Genomic DNA, 24,015 nt, shown 5'->3' with positions numbered 1-24,015 from the left:
GTCACCGGCTGCCGCCTATCTGCGGTTGTACAGCCGCATCGTGAGCGTCCCGAACACCGCGATCAGCACCGCCCCGGCGCTGAGCGTCCATGCGATCTCCGCGCCGGGCCACGCGCCCTCCATCAACCCCCTTACGGCGGCGACGAGATGCGTGACCGGGTTGACCTCCACGAACGCCTGGAGCCACCCCGGCATGGTCCTCGGGTCGACGAGGATGTTGCTGAGGAAGGTGAGCGGGAAGAGCACCATCATGCTGACGCCCATCACCGACTTCTCCGTGCGCAGCAGCAGCCCGAACATCGTCCACAGCCACGAGAAGGCGAACGAGAAGGCCACCAGCAGCGCGATCCCTGCCAGAACCCCCGCCACGCCGCCCGCGGGACGGAAACCCATCACCAGCCCGACGCCGAGGATCACCACGGACGCCGCCGTGTAGCGGAAGGCGTCGCCGAGGAGGTAGCCGACCATCGGTGCGGGCCGCCAGATCGGCAGCGTACGGAAGCGGTCGAACACCCCTTTCTCGATGTCGGTGTTGACCGACACACCCGTGTACATCGTGGTCATCACGACGCTCATCACCATGATCCCCGGCAGCAGGAACTGCAGGTACTCGCCTGTGGAACCCGCCAGCGCACCGCCGAAGAGGTAGGTGAACATCAGCGTCATCATGATCGGGAAGGCGGTGACGTCGAAGAGCTGCTCCGGCACGTGCTTGATCTTCAGCATCGCGCGCCAGCCGAACGTCATGCACACGGACAGGGCGCCCGGCCGCGGCGGCCGGGGCCCGGCGACCAGCGCGGCCGGCAGCGAGGCGGCCGGCGCCGGGGCGGAGCGGGGAGAGGGCGTACGGGGCTGGGTGGGCGCGGTGCTCATGGTCTCGTCTCCTGGGCCGGTGCCGCCGCCGCGGCGTGCTGGGGTTCGTGTGCGGGATGGTCGGTGAGGGCGAGGAAGACCTCGTCCAGGCTGGGCTGGCCCAGAGAGAAGTGGTCGACGGTGATTCCGGAGCGGGTGAGCTGTGCCAGTGCCTGCGCCGCCTGTTCGGCCGCACCGGCCTCGGTGCCGTCCCCGGGCACGCGTGCCGTCAGCGCCACGGGGTCGCTCTCCAGCTGCACCTGAGCGGTCAGCGTCCGGGAGAGCAGGTCGTGCGCCTCGCGGCGCTGTCCGGCGTCGCGCAGCCGCAGATGCACCGAGCCCGCACCGACGGACGACTTCAACTGCCCGGGTGTGCCCTCGGCGATGACCCTTCCGTGGTCGATCACCGCGATGCGGTCCGCGAGCCGGTCGGCCTCGTCCAGGTACTGCGTGGTCAGCAGAACCGTCGTGCCCTGCGCGACGACCGCCCGCACGATGTCCCACACCTGGTTGCGGCTCCTCGGATCCAGGCCGGTGGTCGGCTCGTCGAGGAAGAGCAGATCGGGCGTGCTCAGGATGCTCGCCGCGATGTCGATGCGCCGGCGCATGCCGCCCGAGTACTGCTTGACCTGGCGCTTTGCCGCGTCGGTGAGGGCGAAGGCGTCCAGCAGCCGGGCGGCGCGGGTGCGCGCGGCGGTCCTGGAGTGACCGAGGAGCCGGGCCAGCAGCACCAGGTTCTCCGTGCCCGTCAGATCCTCGTCGACGGAGGCGTACTGCCCGGTGAGGCTGACCCTGGCCCGTACCGCGGCGGGCTCCCGCAGCACGTCGTGCCCGAACACCCGCGCCTGCCCGCCGTCCGGACGCAGCAGCGTGGCCAGCATCTTCACGACGGTGGTCTTGCCCGCGCCGTTCGGGCCCAGCACGCCGTAGACGGAACCGGCCGGGACGCGCAGGTCGATGCCGTCCACGGCACGGTTCTCACCGAAGACCTTCACCAGGCCCGACGTCTCGACCGCCGGTACGTCCGCGTCTGCCGTGTCGGTCGGCATCGCTGCCCTCCCTTGTCCGCGTCATTCCCGGACGCCCGCACACGCGTACCGCCCGGCTCACAGCGATCAGACCCCGACCGCGCCGGAAACTCATCGGTGAGCGGCCGGTCCACGGGCCGCCGCGGCGCTGGGGGACGATGGGGTCATGGCAACGCATCTGATCACCGGTGCCGGCTCGGGCATCGGCGCCGCCGTCACGCGGCGGCTTCTGGACCGTGGCGACGAACTGTGGCTGCTGGCGCGCGACGCCGGACGCGCCAAGGAGCTGAGGGAGCGGTTCGCGGGCGCGCGTACGGTCGTCGGCGACCTCGCCGAGCCCGAACGCCTCTCATGGGCCCTCGCCCAGCAGGACCTGCCGGGGGAGCTGGACTCCCTCCAGCACGTCGCGGGCGTCGTCGAGCTGGGCGGCGTGGGCGAACTGAGCGCCAAGGTCTGGAACCACACCCTCGCCGCGAACCTCGTCGCCCCCGTGGAGCTGACGCGCCTGCTGCTGCCGCAACTGCGCCTGGCCCGCGGGCACGTCCTGTTCGTCAACTCGGGTGCGGGCCTGCGCGCCAACCCGCAGTGGTCCGCGTACGCGGCGAGCAAGCACGGGCTGAAGGCACTCGCCGACGCCCTGCGCGCGGAGGAGAGCGGCAACGGGCTGCGCGTGACGTCGGTCTACCCCGGGCGCACGGCCACGCCCATGCAGGAGAAGGTGCACCGCCAGGAGGGCAAGGAGTACGACCCGGACCGGTGGATCCCCCCGGAGGCCGTCGCGACCGCGCTGATCACCGCGCTGGACATGCCGCGCGGCGCCGAGGTCACCGATCTGACCGTGCGGCCGGGCGGATGAGCACGGGCAGCGAGGTGTGGGGCGGCGCCGCGGCCACCGGCATCGGCTCGATGCCGGGTGAGGACGCGCGGGAGGCGGCCCGCACGGTCACGGGAACGCTGGAGGCCTTCCCCTTCCTCCCGGAGCTGCCCGCACGCGGGCCCGGCGCGGACATGACCGGTCGCACCGTGGGCCTGCTGGCGGAGCTGTACGCGCATCTCGAGCCCAGCGGATGGCGGATCAGCGACCGGCCCGGCCGTGACACCCGGCGGGCGCGGTCCTGGATGAGCGAAGACCTGGACGCGCTGGAGGAGTTCACGCAGGGGGACGGCACCGCGCGGCGCGCACTGAAGGTCTCCGCCGTCGGCCCGTGGACGCTGGCCGCCACCCTGGAACGGCGCAACGGCGAGGCGGTGCTGGGTGACGCGGGCGCGTGCCGCGATGTGACGGCCTCCCTCCTCGAGGGGCTGCGGGCGCATCTCGCGGACGTACGGCGCAGGGTGCCCGGTTCGCGGCCCGTGCTTCAGCTGGACGAGCCGATGCTGACGGCCGTGCTGCTGGGCCGCGTCGCAACCGCGAGCGGATACCGCGCCCATGCCGCCGTCGACCGTGCCGTGGCGGAGGGTGCGCTGCGGGAGATCACCGCGGCGTGCGGGGCGGAGGAGGTGCCCGTCGTCGTGCACTCGTGTGCGCCACGGCCTCCGTTCGCGCTGCTGCGCCGTGCCGGCGTCCGCGGTGTCTCCTTCGACGCGAGTCTGATCACCGAGCGTGAGGACGACGCGATCGGTGAAGCCGTCGAGGGCGGCACTGTGCTGTTCGCCGGCGTCGTCCCGGGAAGCGGGCCGCCCGAGGGTGGACTGTCGGACCCTGCCGGTAGCGTCAGTGGTGTCAGGTCGCTGTGGCGCAGGCTCGGGCTGTCCCCGGCCCTCCTCACGGAGTCGGTCGTGGTCACCCCGGCGTGCGGGATGGCGGGAGCCTCGCCCGTGTACGCGCGGCAGGCTCTCGCGCACTGCGTCCGGGCGGCGAGATCCCTCGCTGACGACCCTGAGTGACGGGAGGACGAGACGGTGGCCGGCAACGAGCAAGCCCCAGCGCCCGCGGACGTGCGGGAGAGGCACCAGCGGCTGGCGGAGCAGATCGAGGAGCACCGCTTCCGCTACTACGTGAAGGCCGCGCCCGTCGTCAGCGACGCCGAGTTCGACAGGCTGCTGCGCGAACTGGAGGCGGTGGAGGCGGACCACCCGGAGCTGGTGACGCCGGATTCGCCGACGCAGAAGGTCGCGGGCCAGTACGAGACGGAGTTCACGGAGGTCGCGCACCGCGAGAGGATGCTGTCCCTGGACAACGCCTTCGACGACGCGGAGCTCGACGAATGGGCCGAGCGCCTCTCGCGTGAACTGGAAGGCGTGGAGCACCACTTCCTGTGCGAGCTGAAGATCGACGGCCTGGCGGTCAATCTGACCTACGAGCACGGGAGGCTGACCCGCGCGGCCACCCGCGGCGACGGGCGCACGGGCGAGGACATCACGCCCAACGTCCGCACGATCGCCGACATCCCTGAGCGGCTCAGCGGCGAGAACGTCCCCGGACTGGTCGAAGTCCGCGGGGAGGTCTTCTTCCCGATGGAGCGATTCGAGGAGCTCAACGCCCGCTTGGTGGCGGCGGGTGACAAGCCGTTCGCCAACCCGCGCAACGCGGCGGCCGGTTCGCTCCGGCAGAAGGACCCGAAGATCACGGCGACGCGTCCGCTGCGCATGGTGGTGCACGGTGTCGGTGCCCGCGACGGCTTCGACGTGGACAAGCTCAGCGGTGCGTACGACCTGCTGCGGGGGTGGGGCCTGCCCACGTCGGACCACACGAAGGTGGTGAGGGGGCTCGACGGTGTCCGCGAGTTCATCGCCTACTACGGCGAGCACCGTCACTCGGTGGCGCACGAGATCGACGGAGTCGTGGTCAAGCTCGACGAGGTCCGGCTCCAGGGGCGCCTGGGCTCCACCTCGCGTGCGCCGCGCTGGGCGATCGCGTGGAAGTACGCCCCTGAGGAGGTGAACACGAAGCTGGTCGACATCCGTGTCGGCGTCGGCCGCACCGGCCGGGTGACGCCGTACGCGGTGGTGGAGCCCGTGACGGTCGCGGGCTCCGAGGTCGAGTTCGCCACCCTGCACAACCAGGAGGTCGTCCGGTCCAAGGGCGTGCTCATCGGGGACACCGTGGTGCTGCGCAAGGCCGGCGACGTGATCCCGGAGATCCTGGGGCCGGTCGCCGATCTGCGGGACGGCAGCGAGCGCGAGTTCGAGATGCCCACGCACTGCCCGGACTGCGGGACGGCGCTGCGCCCCATGAAGGAGGGCGACATCGATCTGCGGTGCCCCAACGCCCGTTCCTGCCCTGCGCAGTTGAGAGAGCGCCTCTTCTACCTGGCGGGCCGCAAGTCCCTCGACATCGAGCACTTCGGCTACGTGGTGGCGTCGGCGCTCACACAGCCCCTGGAGCCTGCCGATCCGCCGCTGAAGGACGAGGGCGGCCTGTTCGACCTGGAGGTCGAGGATCTGCTGCCCATCAAGTCCTACGTCCTGGACCCGGACAGCGGCCTGCCCAAGCGCGATCCGGAGACCGGCGAGGAGAAGGTCGTCACCCTCTTCGCCAACCAGAAGGGCGAGCCGCGCAAGAACACGCTGGCGATGCTGGAGAACATTCAGGCCGCCAAGGAGCGCCCGCTGCCCCGGATCATCACCGGGCTCTCGATCCGTCATGTGGGGCCGGTGGCCGCCGAGGCGCTGGCCCGCGAGTTCCGTTCCCTGGAGCGGATCGCCGAGGCCGGCGAGGAGGAACTGGCGGCCACGGAGGGCGTCGGGCCGACCATCGCTGCCTCGCTGAAGGCCTGGTTCGCGGAGGACTGGCACCGCGAGATCGTCGAACGGTGGCGTGCCGCGGGTGTGCGGATGGAGGAGGAGGGCTCGGCGGAGTCGGGGCCGCGGCCACTGGAAGGGATCACCGTCGTCGTCACCGGGACGCTGGCGACACTCACCCGGGACGGCGCGAAGGAGGCCCTCCAGGAACGGGGCGCGAAAGTGACCGGATCCGTTTCGAAGAAGACCGGGTTCGTGGTCGTCGGGGAAAGCCCTGGGTCCAAATACGACAAGGCCGTCCAGTTGAAGGTGCCTATTTTGGACGATGACGGTCTCGCCGTTCTTCTGGAGCAAGGCCCGGACGCCGCACGCGAAGTGGCCGAAAAGCATCCCGAATAGGGCACTGAGGGCCCGCCAACTCGTCCCACTTTTAACATTGTTGAGTGGCCGTCACAGGTGTCCCGTGCGTTTGCGCCCGGGTATGCACTCAGAAGCCGCACTGTTATCGGCTGTTGTGCGCGAAAGGGGCTGGATCAGCCGGGTCGCGCACAGCCAACCCGGAACGATCGCTGCCCTGGAAGCGGTGTGCGGCCTACTGTTGATGTGTGTGCCTGGTTTGGGGAAGCAGGCACGGACGGCCGGCGGAGGGACGGGCATGCAGGAATTTCCTGGGGGCCACGGCCCCCCGTACTCCAGCCTGCCCGACGACACGAGCGGCAGTACGGGGTCCACGGGCGGAGCGGAGGACGTTCCGTGGGTGCAACGCATCGCAGCGCTGCGGGTGCCCGGCCTGCCCTTACTCGTGGTCGTCGGGGCGGGCCTGGCTCTCGGCACGGGCATCTTCCGGGTCGCGACGGACGGCAGGGCCCTTTTCCCGGACGCGGTGACGGGCTGGTCCCTGGCGGTCCTCACGGCCCTGATCGTCGGTCACCTCGTCGCGCTGGGCCGTGACCGCTGGTGGAGCGGCACCGGTTCGGGCGCCGCGCTGACGCTGGCGATCCTGCTGCTGTACGGCTGGGCGCCGGCCGTACTGGTGAGCCTCGCCGTCGTGGTTCTGGTGGGCGCGGTGCGCCGCCACTGGCGGCAGGCGGTGGTGCAGGGCGCCGTCGACATCCTGGGCATCGGAGCCGCGGCGCTGTCGCTGGCCGCCGCGGGCGTGCACCCGTCCGTCGGGAATCCGTGGAGTCCGGACGACTGGGGCTACTTCGCGGTGCCCGAGGTCGTCATGGCCGCCTTCGCCTACCTCGTCATCACACGCACCCTGCTCTGGTTCTCGCAGGCCCCGCGCAAGACAGGCCTGCCCACCGCGCTGCGCAGGGCGCTGCAGCGTCAGGGACTCGTCGCGGTCGCCCTGCTGGGCATATCCCCGCTGATAGCGGTGGTCGCCGCGTACCGGCCCGTGCTGCTGCCGCTGTTCGCGGTGCCGCTCATCGCGCTGGACTCGACGCTGTGGATCGCCCGCGTCCGCGCGGAGGAGGCGCTGCGCGACCCGCTCACCGGTCTGCCCAACCGCCAGTGGCTGCTGGAGCGCACCTGGTCCGCCCTGGACGAGGCGGACCGCACGGAAGCCCGTTCCGCCCTGGTCCTCATCGACCTGGACCGCTTCCGCTCCGTCAACGACACACTCGGGCATCTCGCAGGCGACAGACTGCTGTTGAAGATCGCCGAACGGCTGCGGGCCGAACTTCCGCGCGGCGCCGAGGCCGCCCGGCTGGGCGGCGACGAGTTCGCCGTCCTGCTGCCGCTGGCCGACTCCACGACCAGCGCCATGCGCGCCGCCCGCACCCTCGTCTCCGCGCTGGGCTCGCCGCTCGACCTCGACGGGCTGACGCTCGTCCTCGAGGCCAGCGCGGGAGTGGCGGTCTTCCCGGAGCACGCACGCGAGGCCGAAGGGCTGCTGCGGCGCGCGGACGTGGCGATGTACGAGGCCAAGCGGGACCGCACGGGCGTCGAGGTCTACGAGGCGACGCGCGACAGCAACACCCCCGACAGGCTGGGCCTGCTCGCCGACCTGCGACGGGCGCTCGACGCGGGGGAGGTCGCGCTGCACTACCAGCCGAAGGTCGGCTTCGACGGTGTCGTCTCCGGCCTGGAGGCGCTGGTGCGGTGGGTCCACCCCGAGCGTGGACGCGTTCCCCCGGACGAGTTCATCGCCATCGCCGAGACGTCGGGGCTCATGCCGCGGCTCACCGAGTACGTGCTGGAGACCGCGCTCGCCCAGGTCTCCCGCTGGCGCTCCGACGGGCTCACGGTTCCCGTCGCCGTGAACGTCTCGCCCCGCGACGTCCACGCGCCCGGCTTCGCCGGCGCCGTCGCCGGACGACTCGCGCGGCACGGAGTCCCCGCCGGCGCGCTCCAGTTGGAGATCACGGAACACGTCCTGCTGGAGGATCCGCACCGCGCCGCCGACACCCTCGCGGCGCTGGCAGGTCACGGAGTGAAGATGTCGCTGGACGACTTCGGCACCGGCTACTCCTCGCTCGTGCACCTGCGCAGGCTGCCGGTGAGCGAACTCAAGATCGACCGGTCCTTCGTCGCACGGCTCGCGGTCGACGCGGAGGACGCCGAGATCGTGCGCTGCACCGTCGATCTGGCGCATTCGCTGGGCCTGTTGGTCGTCGCCGAGGGCGTGGAGGACGACGAGACCTGGGAGCGGCTGCGGGATCTGGGATGCGACGCGGTGCAGGGCTGGCTGGTGGCCGCAGCCATGCCGCCCGACGAGACGACGGCGTGGCTGCGGGCGCGCGAGGGGGTCCCGCACTCCTTGGAGAGCGCCCGTCCGCAACCGCAGTTGGAGTGCGGCCCGTCGGCGTCGGCCACGAGCTCGATCCGTCCGCACACCGGCTCCACGGGGAGCGGGCCCCGTTCCTCGGGGCCGCCCTCGAAGCCGAACGGGTCCCATGACGCGAACCGCCCCACGGGCTGGCAGCCGGTCCAGTAACGGCCTGCCGGCCGCAGCAAGTCCCGATCCGCTTCCGGTGGGTTCGTGGTGCGGTGGCGGGCGCCTTCGGCTGCCTGTGCCGAGGGCGTGTTCGGTGGGTTCGTGGTGCGGGGGACGGGCGGCTGACGCGTGTGCCGGGGCGCGTTCGCTGTGTTCCTGGTGCCGGGGGCGGGCCGCTCCGGCGTACATGTCCGGACGGCATGATTTACGGCCGCCCACGCACGGAGACTTGCTGATCTCTGCGACGGCCACAAATCACGCTTGGGTGTCCGGACACGCACGCCTCCACGTCCCACCCCCTCCCGCCTGTCCAGCGGCTGTCCCGCAGTGGCCCAGACGACGTCACCTTTACGTTTCCGATCAGGGAGACCTGCGGTTCGTCTCACGTCAACCGCCCCTGGCCGTAGTCCTGTTGAGCTTCCGGGTGGCACGACCGCAGGGGGCGGCGTGCACCCAGGCCAGTCGCGGTGGGCGCCCGCGACCGAGCGGCCGCTGGTCCCGTACGGAGAGAAACGGGTGCCAATCGCGGCCACCTGGGGAAAGCGCGAACGGACGGAAGGGGGCGGGACGCGGAGGGGGTGGTTCCGGGAGACTCAAGCGTGATTTGTGGCCGCCGCAGAGCTCACCAAGTCTCTTTGCGTGGGCGGCCGTAAATCATGCCCTCCCGGAGCCGCCGCCGGAGCGGCACGGCCCCGTCACCGACCACACACCGCAGGCGCCCCGCACCCCGCGCCCCCGCACCCCGCAAGGGGAACGCACGCCCCCGCCACCCGCCACGCGCGGAGGCGTACCCACCACGCACCATCTGCGCACCCGTCTGCCCGCCACCGCCCGCACCCGGCCCGCACCCCGCCCGGAGACCGGGCCCGGCGCAGCCGCCGTCGCGGGAGCCATAGGATTGGGAGCGGAAGATCCGACACTCACCCAGAGGACCGCTGCATGCCTGGCATCTCGCGCGAGGAGGTCGCCCACCTCGCCCGGCTGGCGCGCCTGGAGCTGAAGGACGAAGAGCTGGATCACTTCGCCGGTCAGCTAGACGACATCATCGGTGCTGTCGCCACCGTTTCCGACGTCGCCAACGAGGACGTACCGCCGACCTCTCACCCGCTGCCGCTCACCAATGTGATGCGCCCGGACCACGTGCGTCCGGGTCTGACTCCCGAGCAGGCGCTCTCGGGAGCCCCCGCGCAGGAGCAGCAGCGCTTCAAGGTGCCGCAGATCCTGGGGGAGGACTGAGCGATGGCCGATCTGACGAGACTGACCGCGGCGGAGACCGCGGAGCGGATCGCGAGCGGCGAGGTCACCGCCGTCGAGGTCGCCGAGGCGCATCTGGCGCGCATCGACGCGGTGGACGAGAAGGTGCACGCGTTCCTGCACGTCGACCGTGAGGGCGCCCTCGCCAAGGCCCGCGAGGTCGACGAGAAGCGTGCGCGCGGTGAGCGGCTCGGTCCGCTGGCCGGCGTGCCGATCGCTGTGAAGGACCTCTTCACCACGGCGGGCGTGCCCACGACGGTGGGTTCGAAGATCCTCGAGGGCTGGGTTCCGCAGTACGACGCGACCGTCGTGCGGAAGCTGAAGGAGGCGGACGTCGTCATCCTCGGCAAGACCAACATGGACGAGTTCGCCATGGGGTCCTCGACCGAGAACAGCGCCTACGGGCCGACGGGCAACCCGTGGGACCTCACGCGCATCCCCGGCGGCTCCGGCGGCGGCTCCTCCGCGGCGCTCACCGCGTACGAGGCGCCGTTGGCGATCGGCACCGACACCGGCGGTTCCATCCGCCAGCCCGCCGCCGTCACCGGCACCGTGGGCGTGAAGCCGACCTACGGCGGGGTCTCCCGCTACGGCATGGTCGCCTTCTCCTCCTCCCTCGACCAGGGAGGGCCCTGTGCCCGCAACGTGCTGGACGCGGCTCTGCTGCACTCCGTCATCGCGGGCCACGACGAGCTGGACTCGACTTCGATCGACCAGCCCGTGCCGGACGTCGTCACGGCCGCCCGCAACGGCGACGTGGCGGGTCTGCGCGTCGGCGTCGTCAAGGAGTTCCGGGGCGAGGGCTATCAGGCGGGAGTGCTCCAGCGCGTCGACGAGACCGTGGAGTTGTTGCGCGAACTGGGCGCCGAGATCGTCGAGGTCTCGTGCCCGTCCTTCACGAAGGCGCTGGCCGCGTACTACCTGATCGCTCCGTCGGAGTGTTCCTCCAACCTGGCCCGCTTCGACGCGATGCGCTACGGCCTGCGCGTGGGCGACGACGGGACGCGCTCAGCGGAGGAGGTCACCGCGCTGACCCGTGCGGCGGGCTTCGGGGACGAGGTCAAGCGCCGCGTCATGCTCGGTACGTACGCGCTCAGCTCCGGCTACTACGACGCGTACTACGGCTCGGCGCAGAAGGTCCGCACGCTCATCAAGCGTGACTTCGAGCGTGCCTTCGGCGAGGTGGACGTGCTTGTCTCGCCCACCACGCCGACCACGGCCTTCCCGATCGGCGAGCGCGCCGACGACCCGATGGCCATGTATCTGGCCGACCTGTGCACCATCCCGTCCAACCTGGCCGGGAACGCCGCCATGTCCGTACCGTGCGGTCTGGCCCCGGAGGACGGCCTTCCGGTGGGGCTCCAGATCATCGCCCCGGCCATGGCCGATGACCGTCTCTATCGTGTCGGTGCGGCTCTGGAAGAAGCTCACCAGGCACGTTGGGGGCACCCGCTGCTTGAGGAGGCACCGTCGCTGTGAGTGGAAAGCTGCAGAAGGCCAAGGGGTTCAAGAAGTCCCGCACCGGGATGTACGTGTCCATCGCGGCATCCCTCTTCAGCGTGGTCGGCACGGTCAAGCGCGGCAGGGAGGCCCGGCGCGAGGGCGACACGCTCCAGCTGGTCGACGTCGCCGTCTCGGCCGCGGGGATCGTCACCGGTGTGGCGCTGCTCGTACGGGAGCTGCGACGGCTCGACATCGACGATGTCCTCTGGGACGACTGAGAGGCGAAATCCGTGACCGTCACTGAACTGGTGCCGTACGAGGACGCGTTGGCCACCTACGACCCCGTCATGGGGCTCGAGGTCCACGTCGAGCTCGGCACCGCGACGAAGATGTTCTGCGGCTGTTCGACGACCCTCGGCGCCGACGCCAACAGCCAGACGTGCCCGACCTGTCTGGGGCTGCCCGGCGCGCTTCCGGTCGTCAACGCCAAGGGCGTCGAGTCCGCTGTGCGCATCGGTCTCGCGCTGAACTGCGAGATCGCGGAGTGGTGCCGCTTCGCGCGGAAGAACTACTTCTACCCGGACATGCCGAAGAACTTCCAGACCTCCCAGTACGACGAGCCGATCGCCTTCAACGGCTACCTCGACGTGCAGTTGGAGGACGGCGAGGTCTTCCGGGTCGAGATCGAGCGCGCGCACATGGAGGAGGACACCGGCAAGTCGACGCACATCGGCGGCGCCACGGGCCGCATCCACGGCGCCTCGCACTCGCTGCTCGACTACAACCGCGCCGGCATCCCGCTCATCGAGATCGTCACCAAGCCGATCGAGGGCGCGGGGGAGCGCGCGCCCGAGGTGGCGAAGGCGTACGTGGCCGAACTGCGGGAACTGATCAAGGCGTTGGGCGTCTCCGAGGCCCGCATGGAAATGGGGCAGATGCGCTGCGACGTCAACCTGTCGCTGCGTCCCAGGGGTGAGAGCGCGTTCGGTACGCGCAGCGAGACGAAGAACGTCAACTCGCTGCGCAGTGTGGAGCGTGCGGCCCGCTTCGAGATCCAGCGGCACGCCGCGGTGCTGGACGCGGGCGAGAAGATCGTCCAGGAGACCCGGCACTTCCACGAGGACAACGGCAGCACCACCTCCGGCCGCGTCAAGGAGGAGGCGGAGGACTACCGCTACTTCCCCGAGCCGGACCTCGTCCCCGTCGCTCCGTCGCGCGAGTGGGTCGAGGAGCTGCGGGCAGGCCTGCCGGAACTGCCGCGCCTGCGCCGCAACAGGCTGCGGGAGGAATGGGGCATCTCGCAGCACGAGATGCAGTCCGCCCTCAACGCTGGTGCGGTCGGCCTGATCGTGGCGACCGTCGACGCGGGCGCGCCCGCCGACCAGGCCCGCAAGTGGTGGATGGGCCAACTCGCCCGCCGCGCCAACGAGTCGGGTACCGATCTGGCGGACCTGCCCATCGGTCCGGAGGACGTCGCCCGGGTGTGTGCGCTCGTCGAGGAGGGCTCGCTCAACGACAAGCTCGCGCGGCAGGCCATCGAGGGCGTGCTGGACGGCGAGGGCACGCCGGACGAGGTCGTGGAGAAGCGCGGGCTGAAGGTGGTCTCCGACGAGGGCGCGCTCGGCGCCGCCGTGGACGAGGCCATCGCGGGCAACGCCGCCATCGCGGAGAAGATCCGCGGCGGCAAGGTGCAGGCGGCCGGCGCGCTCGTCGGCGCGGTCATGAAGGCCACGCGCGGGCAGGCGGACGCGGCGCGCGTGCGCGAGCTGATCCTGGAGAAGCTCGGCGTCGAGGGCTGAGTCCGGGGCTCTGTGTCGAGGAGCCGGACGCACAGGGAAGGGGCAGTCCGCACGGGCCGCCCCTTTCGTGCGGGCCCCTATGCGGGCGGCCCCTGTGTGGTGGCCCCCTTCCCGGCGGCTCCCGCGGGCGGCCCCCGGCCCCTGCCCGCCCTCGTGGCTTTGCACCGGCACACATCTCGTCGGGGACCGACGTACGGGACGACCTGCTGCTGAGCGAGGTCGGCACCGCATATGTGGCCATCAACACAAAGGTGGCAAAGGATCTTCGTGCGGTGTCACTCTGCCAGAGCGGAACATCACGACCGCATCACGATGTTCCCCCTCGCCTAACGGCTGGGGGGACCCCCACCCCTCGGCCTGGCGGCCTGGGGGGATCCCACAACCCGCTCCCCGCCGGACCCGTGCGGAACGACGTACCACCCGGGCCGGGGGATCCGTACACGCCCCATGCCCCTGGAAGAGGTCGACGCGTACATGACGGCTCTCGCTCGGTGGTGTCTGCGCCGCCGTCTGTCCGTGATCCTTCTCTGGTGTGCCGTCCTGCTGGGCGTGGGCACCTCGGCCGTCCTCACCGGTTCGGCCTTCTCCAACAAGTACGACGTGCCGGGCACCGAGTCCGGGCGGGCCAACACGCTGATCAGCGAGAGCTTCCCGGACCGCCGGGGCGACGGCGACACCATCGTCTGGCACACGGGCAAGGGAACCGACGCCGCCACCGACAAGGTCCGCGACACCCAGGTCGAGAAGACCATGGACCGGACCCTCGACGACGTCGCGGCCCTGCCCGGAGTCGCCTCGGTCCAGAGCCCCTACGGCCCCGCCGGCGGCGGCGAGCGCGGCGAGCAACAGGACCGCATCAGCCGTGACGGCCGCACCGCATACGCGACGGTGAAGTTCGACGCTCCCCTGGAGAAGCTCGACAAGAAGGACGTGCAGCGCGTCGTCGACACGGCGCAGCGCGCCGGCGACGACGTGCCCGGCATGGACGTCGAGCTCGGCGGCCCAGGCGTCGCGCTGACCGAGAAGCAGGAAGGCCACATCAGCGAGGCCGTCGGCATCGCCGTGGCGGCCGTCGTGCTGCTGCTGGCCTTCGGCTCCCTCGCGGCGATGCTGCTGCCCCTGGTGACGGCGCTCGTCAGCGTCGGCACGGGGATCCTCGGCATCGGACTGCTGAGTCATGTGATGACGGTGGCCGACTTCGCGCCGATGCTCGGCACCCTCATCGGCCTCGGCGTCGGTATCGACTACGCCCTCTTCATCGTCACCAGACACCGCCGGGGCCTGAAGGAGGGCATGCCCGTCGCGGAGGCGGCGGAGCGTGCCGTCGCGTCGGCGGGACGGGCCGTGGTGTTCGCGGGCGTGACGGTCTGCATCGCCCTCCTGGGCATGCTCGTACTGAAGCTGAGCTTCCTGAACGGGGTCGCCATCGCCGCCTCGCTGACCGTGGTGCTGACGGTGCTCTCCTCGGTGACGCTCCTGCCCGCCCTGCTCGGCGTGATCGGCAAGCGCGCACTGAGCAGACGCGAACGGCGCAGGCTCGCCGAACACGGACCGGAGGAGCCGGCCGACCTGCACATGGCCGACGAGGACGAGAAGCCGGGGAAGGCCGGCGGCCGTGCCCGTGCCGGTGCGGCGGCGCGCTGGTCGGCCTTCGTCGCGCGCCGTCCGCGGCTGCTCGGCGGCATCGCCGCGGTGCTGATGGTGGGGCTGGCGGTGCCGGTCGGCGGGCTTCAGCTGGGCACCTCCGACCAGGGCAGCAACCCGAGTACGACGACGACCCGGCAGGCCTACGACCTGATGTCCGACGGGTTCGGGGCCGGCACGAACGGTCCGCTCACGCTGGTCGGCGAGATCGACGACGCCAAGGCGAAGCTCGACTTCGAGAAGCTGCCCGGCGAGCTGCGCGACGTCGAAGGCGTCGCCCACGTCTCCGGGGCGGAGCTGAACGGCAGCGGCAGCACCGGCGTGATCACCGTCGTCCCGGACGGCGCGCCGCAGTCCGAGAGCACCTCGCAGCTCGTGGAGGACCTGCGCGAGGACGTGCTGCCCCAGGCGGCCGACTCCAGCTCCCTGGACGTGAAGGTCGGCGGAATCACGGCGGCGCACGACGACTTCGCCTCCGTGATACTCGGCAAGCTGCCGCTGTTCGTCGGTGTGGTGGTCTCCCTCGGCTGCGCGCTGCTGCTGCTCGCCTTCCGCAGCATCGGTATCCCGCTGAAGGCCGCGCTGATGAACGTGATGGCGGTGGCAGCGGCCTGCGGCGTCGTCGTCGCAGTCTTCCAGTGGGGCTGGGGCAGCGGCCTGATGGGCCTGGGCGGCTCCGGCCCGATCGAACCGTTCCTGCCGGTGATCATGGTGTCGGTGCTCTTCGGGCTGTCGATGGACTACCAGGTCTTCCTCGTCAGCCGCATGTACGAGGAGTGGCGTCTGACCGGCGACAACCGCAGATCCGTACGCGTGGGGCTGGCCGAGACGGGACGGGTGATCAACTCGGCCGCCGTCATCATGATCGCGGTCTTCGGCGCGTTCGTGCTCAGCGGCGACAGGATCATCGCGATGTTCGGCATCGGTCTCGCGGCCGCCGTGGCGCTGGACGCGTTCGTGCTGCGTACGTTGCTGGTCCCGGCCCTGATGCACATGCTGGGCGGCGCCAACTGGTGGCTGCCGCGCTGGATGGACCGGTTGCTGCCGCGCCTCAGCATCGAACCGGAAGCCGTCCCCGAACCCTCTCCCGAAGCGCTGCCGGAACCCGTCGCCGCCGCGGCCGCCGGGGCGGTCCCCGCGCCGCGTCCCGAACTCTCATCGGACTCTCAGAAACGGCCCCTACGGTGACGCCCCATGGCTACCGAGACGACCAAGACCGACAAGACCGAAGAGACCGCCGCCACGCCGGCGGAGACCGGTACCGGCAACACCGACGACAAGGCCACCGGCAAGGCGGAAGAGACCGCCGCCGGTACCGCTGACACCCGCACCGAGATCCTCCAGGACGACGCCTCCCCCGACGAGATCCACGTCGAGGAGGAGACCGTCGTCGCGACCGACGTGCGCCGCAGCGGGCCGGGTGCCGGCGCCGGCGCCGTCGTGAGCGCCGCGCTGGGCCTCGTGTCCCTCACGGGCACCTCTCTCAGCGAGATGCTGCGCGATCGCAAACAGCTCATCGGGCAGATCGAGAGCAGCGCCCAGGCCCCGCAGGGCGGAGGCGGCGGAGCCGACCAGATCAACGCGCTCTACGGCGCGCCCTGGCATGCGACCGCCCTCCTGAACGGGATCTTCGCGCTGCTCGCCGTGCTCGTGGGCGGTGTGCTGTTCGCGCTCGTCGCCAAGCGGGCCGAGACGGCCTCCTGGGTCAAGGCGGTCGCGCTGGGCGGAGTCATCCTCGGCGTGATCGGCCTCGCCGTGGCCGGCGGCATGTACCTCGACCTGTTCGCCCCGGCTCCCGAGATGCCGAGCGCGCCCGCCGGGCCGCCCGCGCAGTGACCGCCGTTCACATCTGAAGCGACCACCGGCCGAGCCGCCCGCCCACGGGTCCGAGGACCCGAGGGCGGGCGGCTCAGCCGTGCCGGAAGCCCGCCTAAGACCCCCCGGCCGCACGGCTAAGGCCCCGTGGACCCGTAAGACCGGGCAGGTGCCCGATGCGGCGAGCCCACCTGGGAGACGAGTGTGGAGACAGCGAAAAGCAGACCGTCCACACGACACCGGGAGAGTCAGAGATGCACTACTACGGCCACGAGGCAGGGCTCCTGCGCATAGCCGAAATGCGGCAGAAGGCCGCGGCTGAGCGCCGCGCCCTTGAGGCCGACGGAGGCGGCCACCAGCACCGGGAGGAGGCCGCGCGCCACGCGAGGCGGGCACGCCGCTTCTGGCTCCGGTCCGCGTGAAGGAGGCACCGGCGCCGCTGCGGCCCGTCCTGAGAGGGCCGGCGCCGGGCGGGAAACCGGCTGCCGCAATGTCGGTGGCAGGTGCCATGCTGGGCGACGTGCCCAGCCAGACCACCATCAGTCCGGTATTCGTCGGCCGCGCCGACGAACTGACGCTGCTCAAGGATGCGCTCGCCCGCGCCGGCGCGGGCGAGCCGCAGGCACTGCTCCTGGGCGGTGAGGCAGGCGTCGGCAAGAGCCGCCTGCTGGAGGAATTCCTCCGGACCGCCCGCGCCGCCGGAGCCACCACGGCCGTCGGCGGCTGTCTCGAACTGGGCGCGGACGGGCTGCCGTTCGCGCCCTTCGCCACGGCCCTGCGCGGCCTGCACCGGAGCCTGGGCGAGGCGGATCTCGCCGCGGCCGTCGCCGGCCGGGAGGCCGAGCTGGCCCGCCTGCTGCCCGATCTGGCGCCCGCGCCCGGCAGCCCCGGAGCCGCGGCCGCCGAGGCGTACGACGAAGAGGACGGACGTGCCCGCCTCTTCGAGCTGACGGCACAGCTGCTGGAACGGCTGGCCACCGGCCGTACGGTCGTGATCGCCCTGGAGGACCTGCACTGGGCCGACCGCTCCACCCGCGAACTCCTCGGCTATCTCTACCGCTCCGTGCACACCTCACGGCTGGTCCTGCTCGCCACGTACCGCTCGGACGACATCCACCGCCGCCATCCGCTGCGGCCCTTCCTGGCCGAGCTCGACCGGCTGCGCAGCGTACGCCGCATCGAACTGCCCCGGCTGACACGCGCGGAGGTGCACGCGCAGATAGCGGCGATCCAGGGGGTCGCCGAACCCGAACCCGAGCAGGCCCGCGTCATCTTCGAACGCTCCGACGGCAACCCCTTCTTCGTCGAGGAGCTCACCGCCAACTGCGCCACGTGCGGCATCAGCGACACCCTGCGCGACCTGCTGCTGGTACGTGTCGAAGCGCTCCCGGAGCACGCCCAGCAGGTGCTGAGGGTCGCCGCCCAGGGCGGGTCCGCCGTGGGACACGCGCTGCTCGCCGCCGTCTGCGAACTGCCCGCGGCCGAACTGCTGGACGCGCTGCGCGTGGCCGTCGGCGCCAACGTGCTGCTGCCGACCGAGGACGGAGACGGCTACCGGTTCCGGCACGCCCTGCTGCGCGAGGCGGTCGGCGAGGACCTGCTGCCGGGGGAGGCCGCAGCACTCAACCGCCGCTATGCGAAGTCCCTGGAGGCCGACCCCTCGCTCGTACGGCCCGAGGAGTGCACGACGCGCCTGGCGCACTACTGGTACCACGGCCGGGACGCGGCGAAGGCGCTGCCCGCCGTGCTCGCCGCGGCCGTCGAGGCCCGGCGAAGACACGCCTTCGCCGAGCAGCACCAGCTGCTGGAGCGCGCCATCGAGCTGTGGCACGAGGTCCCGGGGGAGGTGCGGGAGCGGCTGCGCCCCATGGACGAGGCGGAGGTCTATCCCCGCCCCGCCGACTGTCCCGAGGAACCGGCCGCGGAGTCGCTGTCGTTCATGGAGCTGCTGGCCGAGGCCGTCGTGGCCGCCCGCACCGGCGGTGACGTCGAGCGCGCCCTCGCCCTGACCAAACGCGCCCTCGACCTGCTGGACCACGACGTGGATCCGCTGCGCGCCGCGTGGTTCTGGGTCAGCCGCGCCAAGACCGTCGAGGCCCTGGGCCGGGGTGACGGATGGGCCGAGATCGCCCGTGCCCAGGAACTCGTGCGCGGGCTGCCGCCGTCCGCCGTGCACGCGGACGTGCTGACCAGCGCCGCGAGCTGGGGCATGATGCACCGGCCCGGCCCGGAGGCCATGAGCACGGCGGTACGGGCCGTCGAGCTCGCCCGCGTCGTCGGGGCCACCACGATCGAGTGGCAGGGCCGCATCACCCTCGGCATCCTCATGGCCGACTCCGGCGATCTCGGCGCGGGCATCGACGAGATGAGCATCGCGCGTGAAGCGGCCCTCGCGGCGGGCGCTTTCGGCGTCGTCGGGCGGGCCGACATCAACATCGCCACGGAACTGGAGTCCGCGGGCCGCTCCCGGGAAGCGGTCGCCGCCGCGGTACGGGCGGCGGAGGGAGCGGCGACGCACGGACGCCCCGACATGTGCGGCTTCGCGCTGGGCAACCAGGCCGAGTCGCTGTACGCCTTGGGGGAGTGGGCCGACGCCGCCCGGATCACGGAGGAGGCGGCGGCAGCGGCGCGCTCGGCGGAGACCAAGGGCTTCGCCGCCCTGATGAAGGCCCATCTCCAGCTCGGTCACGGCGATCTGGAGGGCCTGAAGGCGACCGTGGAGGCGGCGCGCGAGGTGATGGGCAGCCATGCGGCCGCCGCGAACGCCGCCGTCCAGCTGCGCCACTTCGAGCTGGCGGTGGCTGCGGGCCGCGGTGACTTCGCCGCTGTACGCGCGGAGTTGAGGGCCGCGCTGGAAGCGGGCTTCCCGCCCGGTACGCACCGATACGCCTGGCCGCTGCTGCACGCCGCGGCGGTGCACGAGGCCGGCGTGCGCGGCCTGCCCGCCGCCGAGGAGGGGCGCGCGGCCGTGCTGGAGGAACTGCGCACCGCCGCGCGTCGCCTGCCGCATCCGGCGCCCGTCTGGGAGGCGCACGCGGCGCTTGTCTCGGCGGAGATCCGCCGGGCCGAGGGGTGTTCGGACCCCGGGGCCTGGCAGGCGGTCACAGAGGCCTTCGAGGCGATGGAGCGCCCGTACCACCTGGCCCTGGCGCGTCAGCGCTCGGCGGAAGCGCTGCTCGAGGACGGGGCGCAGAGCCGCGAGGCGCGCGAGCGTGCGAACGAACTGCTGGCGGCGGCGTACAAGGTCGCCCGGCGGCTCGGCGCCGAACCGCTCCGCACCGAGATCGAACAGCTCTCCGTACGGGCCCGGCTGCCTGCTGCCGCCGCGCCGTCATCGGGAGCGCGGCGTTCCCCGGCGCAGGCGGAGGAGCCCGCGGACACCTTCGGGCTGACGCAGCGTGAGCGGGACGTGCTCCGCCTCGTCGCCGCCGGGCGCAGCAACAGGCAGATAGCCGAGCAGCTGTTCATCTCGCCCAAGACGGCGAGCGTGCACGTCTCCAACATCCTGGCGAAGCTCGGGGTGGGCGGGCGCGGCGAGGCCGCGGCCATGGCTCACCGGCTGCGGCTGCTCACCGACGCGGACACGCGCCCGGCAGCGGGCTGAGCCCGCCGGGCCGGTGCCGCCGGGCGGTGAGGTGGGCGGTGCCCGGGTCAGAGAAGGTCGGGCGGTCCGTCGGCGCCGGAGTCCTCACCGTCGGAGTCCTCTTCGAGCTTCGGCCGCGCGGGCAGTATCGCGTGCTGGTCCTGGAGAGCGATCACGATCCTGCCGGAGCCGAGGTCGACCGGGCCGCAGCCCGGTTCGTGAGTTCCCTCGACGACGTAGGTGTGCTCCAGTCGTTGCTGCTCGTGCTGAGCGTGCTGCTGGCTCGGATGGAAGATGCTGCCCGCGATGTCCATCACCGGCTCCTGTCGCCGTCGTGGTCGGTCCGCGCGTCCGCCGTGTCCGTGGCCCGTTCCTCCCGAGGGCGGATCAGCACGCGTCCGGAGCTCAGGTCGATCGGGCCCTGCCCCGGATCGTTGCTGCCCTCTTCGACCCGTGTGTGCTCCAGCCGCCGGCGTTCGTCGTCCGTGTGCCTGCGGCCCGGGGAGAAGAGTTCCTCGATCAGGTTGAACATCGGCCCTCCGGGCCCTAGCTCACTTTCAGCTTCAGGATACGGTCGTCGCCCTTTTCCGGGCTTCCGCGTCCGTCCGTCTCGCTCGACATCAGCCACAGGCCGCCACTGCCGTCGGCGACGACGGTACGCAGCCGTCCGTACCTGCCCTCCAGGAACGCCTGCGGGTCGGCCGCCGGCGCCGTGCCCTTCAGCGGGATGCGCCACAGCCGTTCGCCGCGCAGGCCCGCCATCCACACGGAGCCCTTGACGATGGCGATGCCGCTGGGCGACGCGTCGGCCGTGCGCCACTGCTCGACCGGGTCGACGAAGCCGGACTTCCCCTCGCGTCCCTCGGCCTCGGGCCAGCCGTAGTTCTTGCCGGGACGGATGAGATTCAGCTCGTCCCACGTGTTCTGGCCGAACTCGCTCGCCCACAGCCGCTTCTCGGCGTCCCAGGCGAGGCCCTGCACGTTCCGGTGGCCGTAGCTGTAGAGGTACGAGTCGGGCTCCGGGTTGCCCTGGCCGGGCGGGTCGCCGTCGGGCGTGATGCGGAGGATCTTGCCGCCCAGGGACTTCTTGTCCTGCGCCAGGCCGCCCTGGCCCGACTCACCCGTGCCGGCGTAGAGCATCTTGTCGGGCCCGAACGCGATGCGTCCGCCGTTGTGGATCTCGCCCTTCGGGATTCCCTTGAGGACCGTGTCGGGTGCTCCGAGCTGCCGGCCGCTGGGCTTCTCCGGGTCGTAGACCATGCGGACGATGCGGTTGTCGGAGGCCGTCGTCAGATACGCGTAGACCATCTTGGCGTTGTCGGGCGGCACGGCGATGCCGAGGAGGCCGCCCTCGCCGCTCGCCTGCACGCCCGGCACCGTGCCGAGTTCGGTCTTCTTGCCGTTGCGCTCGTCGACGCGGAGGATCTTGCCGTCGTCGCGCTGGGACACCAGCAGCCCGCCGTCCGGGAGCGGCGCCAGGCCCCAAGGCGACTTCAGACGTGTGGTGATGGTGCGCTCCACCTTCACCGATCCCTTCGCGGGCGCCGCCGATGCCGTGGCGTCCGGCCCGCTCTCCGCGCTGGGCGAGCCGGAGCGGGACTTCTCGGGCGAGGGTCCGCCCGAGTCGTCGGAACAGCCCGTGGTCACCAGCGCCAGGACGACGAGCCCCGCCGCGGCGGCTCGTACGGACGGCAGATAGCGGCTTCGCACGGTCGGTGCCTCCCGGTGTCGGTGTGCTCGGTCACGGTGTGATCAGAGGACTCAGCACACCACATCCGTGACCGCCCTGCCGCGCGCAGCGGAACTTCCCGTACGGATGCGAGCACAGCGACGAGGCGGCGGGCCTACTCCCACGAACCTCGCGCGGAGGGCAGCGCGCCCAGTTCGGCCATGTCGGCGGGCGTGAGATCCAGGTCCGCCGCCCGGCAGTTCTCCGTCAGGAAGCGTTCCTTCTTCGTGCCCGGCAGCGGGATCACCTGCCGGCCCTGCGCCAGCAGCCACGCGAGGGCCACCTGGGAGGGCGTCGCGCCGTGCCGTTCCGCGATCCGGCGCAGTCCCGCCACGACCGGCTGGTTGGCGGCCATCATCTCGGCGGTGAAGCGCGGGTGCCGGGCACGCACGTCGTCCGCCTCGAAGCCGCCGCCCGGGGTGAGGGTGCCGCTCAGGAAGCCGCTGCCGAGCGGCATGGCGGCCATGAACCCGACCCCGTGCGAGATGCACCACGGCAGCAGCGACCCCAGCGCCTCACGCGACCAGACGGCCAGCTCCGCCTGCACGCCGCTGACGGGGAAGACGCCCTGCACCCGCTCCAGGTGACGGATCGTCGCGGCGTCGACCCCGGCCGCACCGGGGCTCTTCCGGTGGTCCGCCCGCGCGCCGACGGCGCAGAAGCCGAGGGCGCGGACCTTGCCTGCGGCGACCAGTTCGGACATGGCGCCCCAGGTCTCCTCGACCGGCACCTCGGGGTCGACGCGGTGCAGCTGGTAGAGGTCGATGTAGTCCGTCTGCAGCCGCCGGAGCGACGCGTCGCAGGCCCGTTTCACGTAGGAGGGGCGGCCGTTGGCGACGATGTGCTGTTCTCCCACCAGCAGCCCGCACTTGGTGGAGACGAACGCGTCGTGGCGGCGTTCCTTGAGGACGCGGCCGATGAGCAGCTCGTTGGTGAACGGCCCGTACATGTCGGCCGTGTCCAGCAGCGTCACGCCGCGGTCGAGCGCGGCGTGCACCGTACGGACGGACTCCTCACCGTTCTGCTCGGAGGTGGAGTACGCCCAGCTCATCGGCATGCAGCCGAGGCCGATCGCACCCACTTCGAGCGCTGCCGCACCGATCGTCCTGCGCTCCACCTGGACCCGACTCCCCTCTGCCGGCCCCCAAACTAACGCCTGCCCGTGACGGCGTCCGAGGAGGGCACGTGCGGCACTCCTCACGTACCTCTTCCGGCTCGGGGCGCGTCAGCAACTAGCCTCTGACCATGGCACCCTCACCGGCACCGCAGGAATCGGGGACACCGTCGGCGGAACGGACCGCCACAGACGTGTGGCTGCCCATTCCCCCCGCGCACATCGAAGGACTTCCGGACGGCTTGACCTACCACTTCTGGGACGGCGACGAGGAGTTCCCCGCGGACCCGGCACGCTGCGGGTTCTACGTGGTCCCCTACATGAAGGGGCAGGCCGTGGCCGTGCGCCCGCTGCGGGAGATGCCGCGGCTGCGGGTGGTGCAGACGCTCACGGCGGGGATAGACCACGTCGCCGACGCCGTACCGGACCTTCCCGCCGGGACCCTGCTGTGCAACGCCCGCGGCGTGCACGACGCGTCCACCGCCGAACTGGCGCTCACGCTCACGCTGGCGGCGCTGCGCCGGCTGCCCACCTTCGTACGGGCGCAGGACGCCGAGGAGTGGAGCCCGGGGGTCTACGACGCGCTGGCCGACAAGTCCGTGCTCATCGTGGGCCACGGAGCGATCGGTTCGGCCGTGGAGGAACGGCTCGTGCCCTTCGAGGTCGAGGAGGTGACTCGCGTCGCCCGTACGGCGCGTGAGTCGCCGCGGGGTCCCGTGCACGCGCTCGACAGTCTTCCCCGGCTCCTGCCGCACGCAGACGTGGTGATCCTCTGCACGCCGCTGACGGAGGAGACCCGGGGCCTGGCGGGCGCGGGATTCCTCTCCCGGATGAAGGACGGCGCGCTGCTGGTCAACGTCGCACGCGGTGGAGTCGTGGACACCAAGTCCCTCCTGGCGGAGGTGGAGTCGGGCCGGCTGCGCGCGGCGCTCGACGTGACCGACCCGGAGCCGCTGCCCGCCGGGCACCCGCTCTGGCACGCCCCGGGTGTGCTCATCACGCCACACGTCGGGGGTCCGACGACCGCCTTCCTGCCGCGCGCGAAGCGGCTGTTGCGCAATCAGCTGGGCCGGTGGGCGCGGGGCGAGCCGCTGGAGCACACGGTGGCCGTGGCCGAGTGATCCCGGGC

At 71.8% G+C, this 24,015-nt stretch carries 19 protein-coding genes; 13 read left to right on the top strand and 6 right to left on the bottom strand.

Annotated features, from left to right (window positions below; genetic code table 11):
• Nucleotides 1–15: 15 nt before the first annotated feature.
• The gene (locus EV375_RS11025) at nucleotides 16–873 is read right to left on the bottom strand and encodes an ABC transporter permease (RefSeq protein ID WP_130299284.1); all 858 of its coding nucleotides are present in this window, start codon (nucleotides 871–873) and stop codon (nucleotides 16–18) included.
• On the bottom strand, nucleotides 870–1,901 hold the full coding sequence (locus EV375_RS11020; RefSeq protein ID WP_130299283.1) for an ATP-binding cassette domain-containing protein: 1,032 nt from the start codon (nucleotides 1,899–1,901) through the stop codon (nucleotides 870–872). The genes EV375_RS11025 and EV375_RS11020 overlap by 4 nt, the downstream gene beginning before the upstream one ends.
• Before the next feature lie 145 nt (nucleotides 1,902–2,046).
• On the opposite strand from EV375_RS11020, the gene EV375_RS11015 reads away from it, so the two are divergent.
• From EV375_RS11015 to EV375_RS10965, 12 genes are all read left to right on the top strand, one after another.
• Nucleotides 2,047–2,736 carry an SDR family oxidoreductase gene (locus EV375_RS11015; RefSeq protein ID WP_130299282.1) on the top strand — a complete coding sequence of 230 codons (690 nt, stop codon included), beginning with the start codon at nucleotides 2,047–2,049 and terminating at the stop codon, nucleotides 2,734–2,736.
• Nucleotides 2,733–3,767: a methionine synthase gene (locus EV375_RS11010; RefSeq protein ID WP_130299281.1), complete on the top strand. Its 1,035-nt coding sequence runs from the start codon at nucleotides 2,733–2,735 to the stop codon at nucleotides 3,765–3,767. The genes EV375_RS11015 and EV375_RS11010 overlap by 4 nt, the downstream gene beginning before the upstream one ends.
• Nucleotides 3,768–3,782: 15 nt before the next feature.
• Complete coding sequence (gene ligA, locus EV375_RS11005) at nucleotides 3,783–5,963, top strand: NAD-dependent DNA ligase LigA (protein WP_130299280.1); 2,181 nt, start codon at nucleotides 3,783–3,785, stop codon at nucleotides 5,961–5,963.
• A 256-nt stretch (nucleotides 5,964–6,219) separates the two neighbouring features.
• Nucleotides 6,220–8,505, top strand: coding sequence for a bifunctional diguanylate cyclase/phosphodiesterase (locus EV375_RS11000; protein WP_486588407.1), 2,286 nt, complete (start codon nucleotides 6,220–6,222; stop codon nucleotides 8,503–8,505).
• A 939-nt stretch (nucleotides 8,506–9,444) separates the two neighbouring features.
• Nucleotides 9,445–9,741 carry an Asp-tRNA(Asn)/Glu-tRNA(Gln) amidotransferase subunit GatC gene (gatC, locus tag EV375_RS10995; protein WP_055486423.1) on the top strand — a complete coding sequence of 99 codons (297 nt, stop codon included), beginning with the start codon at nucleotides 9,445–9,447 and terminating at the stop codon, nucleotides 9,739–9,741.
• A 3-nt stretch (nucleotides 9,742–9,744) separates the two neighbouring features.
• On the top strand, nucleotides 9,745–11,238 hold the full coding sequence (gatA, locus tag EV375_RS10990; RefSeq protein ID WP_130299279.1) for an Asp-tRNA(Asn)/Glu-tRNA(Gln) amidotransferase subunit GatA: 1,494 nt from the start codon (nucleotides 9,745–9,747) through the stop codon (nucleotides 11,236–11,238).
• Entirely contained in the window at nucleotides 11,235–11,480 is a 246-nt protein-coding gene (locus EV375_RS10985) for a hypothetical protein (RefSeq protein ID WP_130299278.1), read from the top strand. Before gatA ends, EV375_RS10985 begins: the two co-directional genes overlap by 4 nt.
• A gap of 12 nt (nucleotides 11,481–11,492) precedes the next feature.
• Nucleotides 11,493–13,001 carry an Asp-tRNA(Asn)/Glu-tRNA(Gln) amidotransferase subunit GatB gene (gatB, locus tag EV375_RS10980; protein WP_130299277.1) on the top strand — a complete coding sequence of 503 codons (1,509 nt, stop codon included), beginning with the start codon at nucleotides 11,493–11,495 and terminating at the stop codon, nucleotides 12,999–13,001.
• Between the two features lie 474 nt (nucleotides 13,002–13,475).
• On the top strand, nucleotides 13,476–15,833 hold the full coding sequence (locus EV375_RS10975) for an MMPL family transporter (protein ID WP_130301759.1): 2,358 nt from the start codon (nucleotides 13,476–13,478) through the stop codon (nucleotides 15,831–15,833).
• A 6-nt stretch (nucleotides 15,834–15,839) separates the two neighbouring features.
• The gene (locus EV375_RS10970; RefSeq protein WP_130299276.1) at nucleotides 15,840–16,481 is read left to right on the top strand and encodes a hypothetical protein; all 642 of its coding nucleotides are present in this window, start codon (nucleotides 15,840–15,842) and stop codon (nucleotides 16,479–16,481) included.
• Nucleotides 16,482–16,714: 233 nt separating this feature from the next.
• Complete coding sequence (locus EV375_RS29080) at nucleotides 16,715–16,882, top strand: hypothetical protein (RefSeq protein ID WP_165434706.1); 168 nt, start codon at nucleotides 16,715–16,717, stop codon at nucleotides 16,880–16,882.
• A gap of 68 nt (nucleotides 16,883–16,950) precedes the next feature.
• Nucleotides 16,951–20,064, top strand: coding sequence for a helix-turn-helix transcriptional regulator (locus EV375_RS10965; protein ID WP_486588406.1), 3,114 nt, complete (start codon nucleotides 16,951–16,953; stop codon nucleotides 20,062–20,064).
• A gap of 47 nt (nucleotides 20,065–20,111) precedes the next feature.
• On the opposite strand, the gene EV375_RS10960 is transcribed toward EV375_RS10965, so the two are convergent.
• From EV375_RS10960 to EV375_RS10945, 4 genes are all read right to left on the bottom strand, one after another.
• Nucleotides 20,112–20,357, bottom strand: a complete 246-nt coding sequence (locus EV375_RS10960) for a DUF6191 domain-containing protein (RefSeq protein WP_130299275.1) — start codon at nucleotides 20,355–20,357, stop codon at nucleotides 20,112–20,114.
• A complete protein-coding gene (locus EV375_RS10955) occupies nucleotides 20,357–20,575 on the bottom strand; it encodes a DUF6191 domain-containing protein (protein WP_130299274.1) in 219 nt (72 codons plus the stop codon). The genes EV375_RS10960 and EV375_RS10955 overlap by 1 nt, the downstream gene beginning before the upstream one ends.
• Nucleotides 20,576–20,589: 14 nt before the next feature.
• The gene (locus EV375_RS10950) at nucleotides 20,590–21,753 is read right to left on the bottom strand and encodes a PQQ-dependent sugar dehydrogenase (protein ID WP_130299273.1); all 1,164 of its coding nucleotides are present in this window, start codon (nucleotides 21,751–21,753) and stop codon (nucleotides 20,590–20,592) included.
• Between the two features lie 134 nt (nucleotides 21,754–21,887).
• Entirely contained in the window at nucleotides 21,888–22,889 is a 1,002-nt protein-coding gene (locus EV375_RS10945) for an aldo/keto reductase (protein WP_130299272.1), read from the bottom strand.
• Nucleotides 22,890–23,017: 128 nt separating this feature from the next.
• Here EV375_RS10945 and EV375_RS10940 point away from each other — a divergent pair, with 128 nt between their 5' ends.
• On the top strand, nucleotides 23,018–24,007 hold the full coding sequence (locus tag EV375_RS10940) for a 2-hydroxyacid dehydrogenase (RefSeq protein ID WP_107097654.1): 990 nt from the start codon (nucleotides 23,018–23,020) through the stop codon (nucleotides 24,005–24,007).
• The last annotated feature ends 8 nt before the right edge of the window (nucleotides 24,008–24,015 follow it).

The sequence above is a fragment of the Streptomyces sp. CNZ301 genome, from assembly GCF_004217425.1.
Note: the sequence above shows the minus strand (reverse complement) of the source record. Positions and strands in the feature narration are given on the sequence as shown.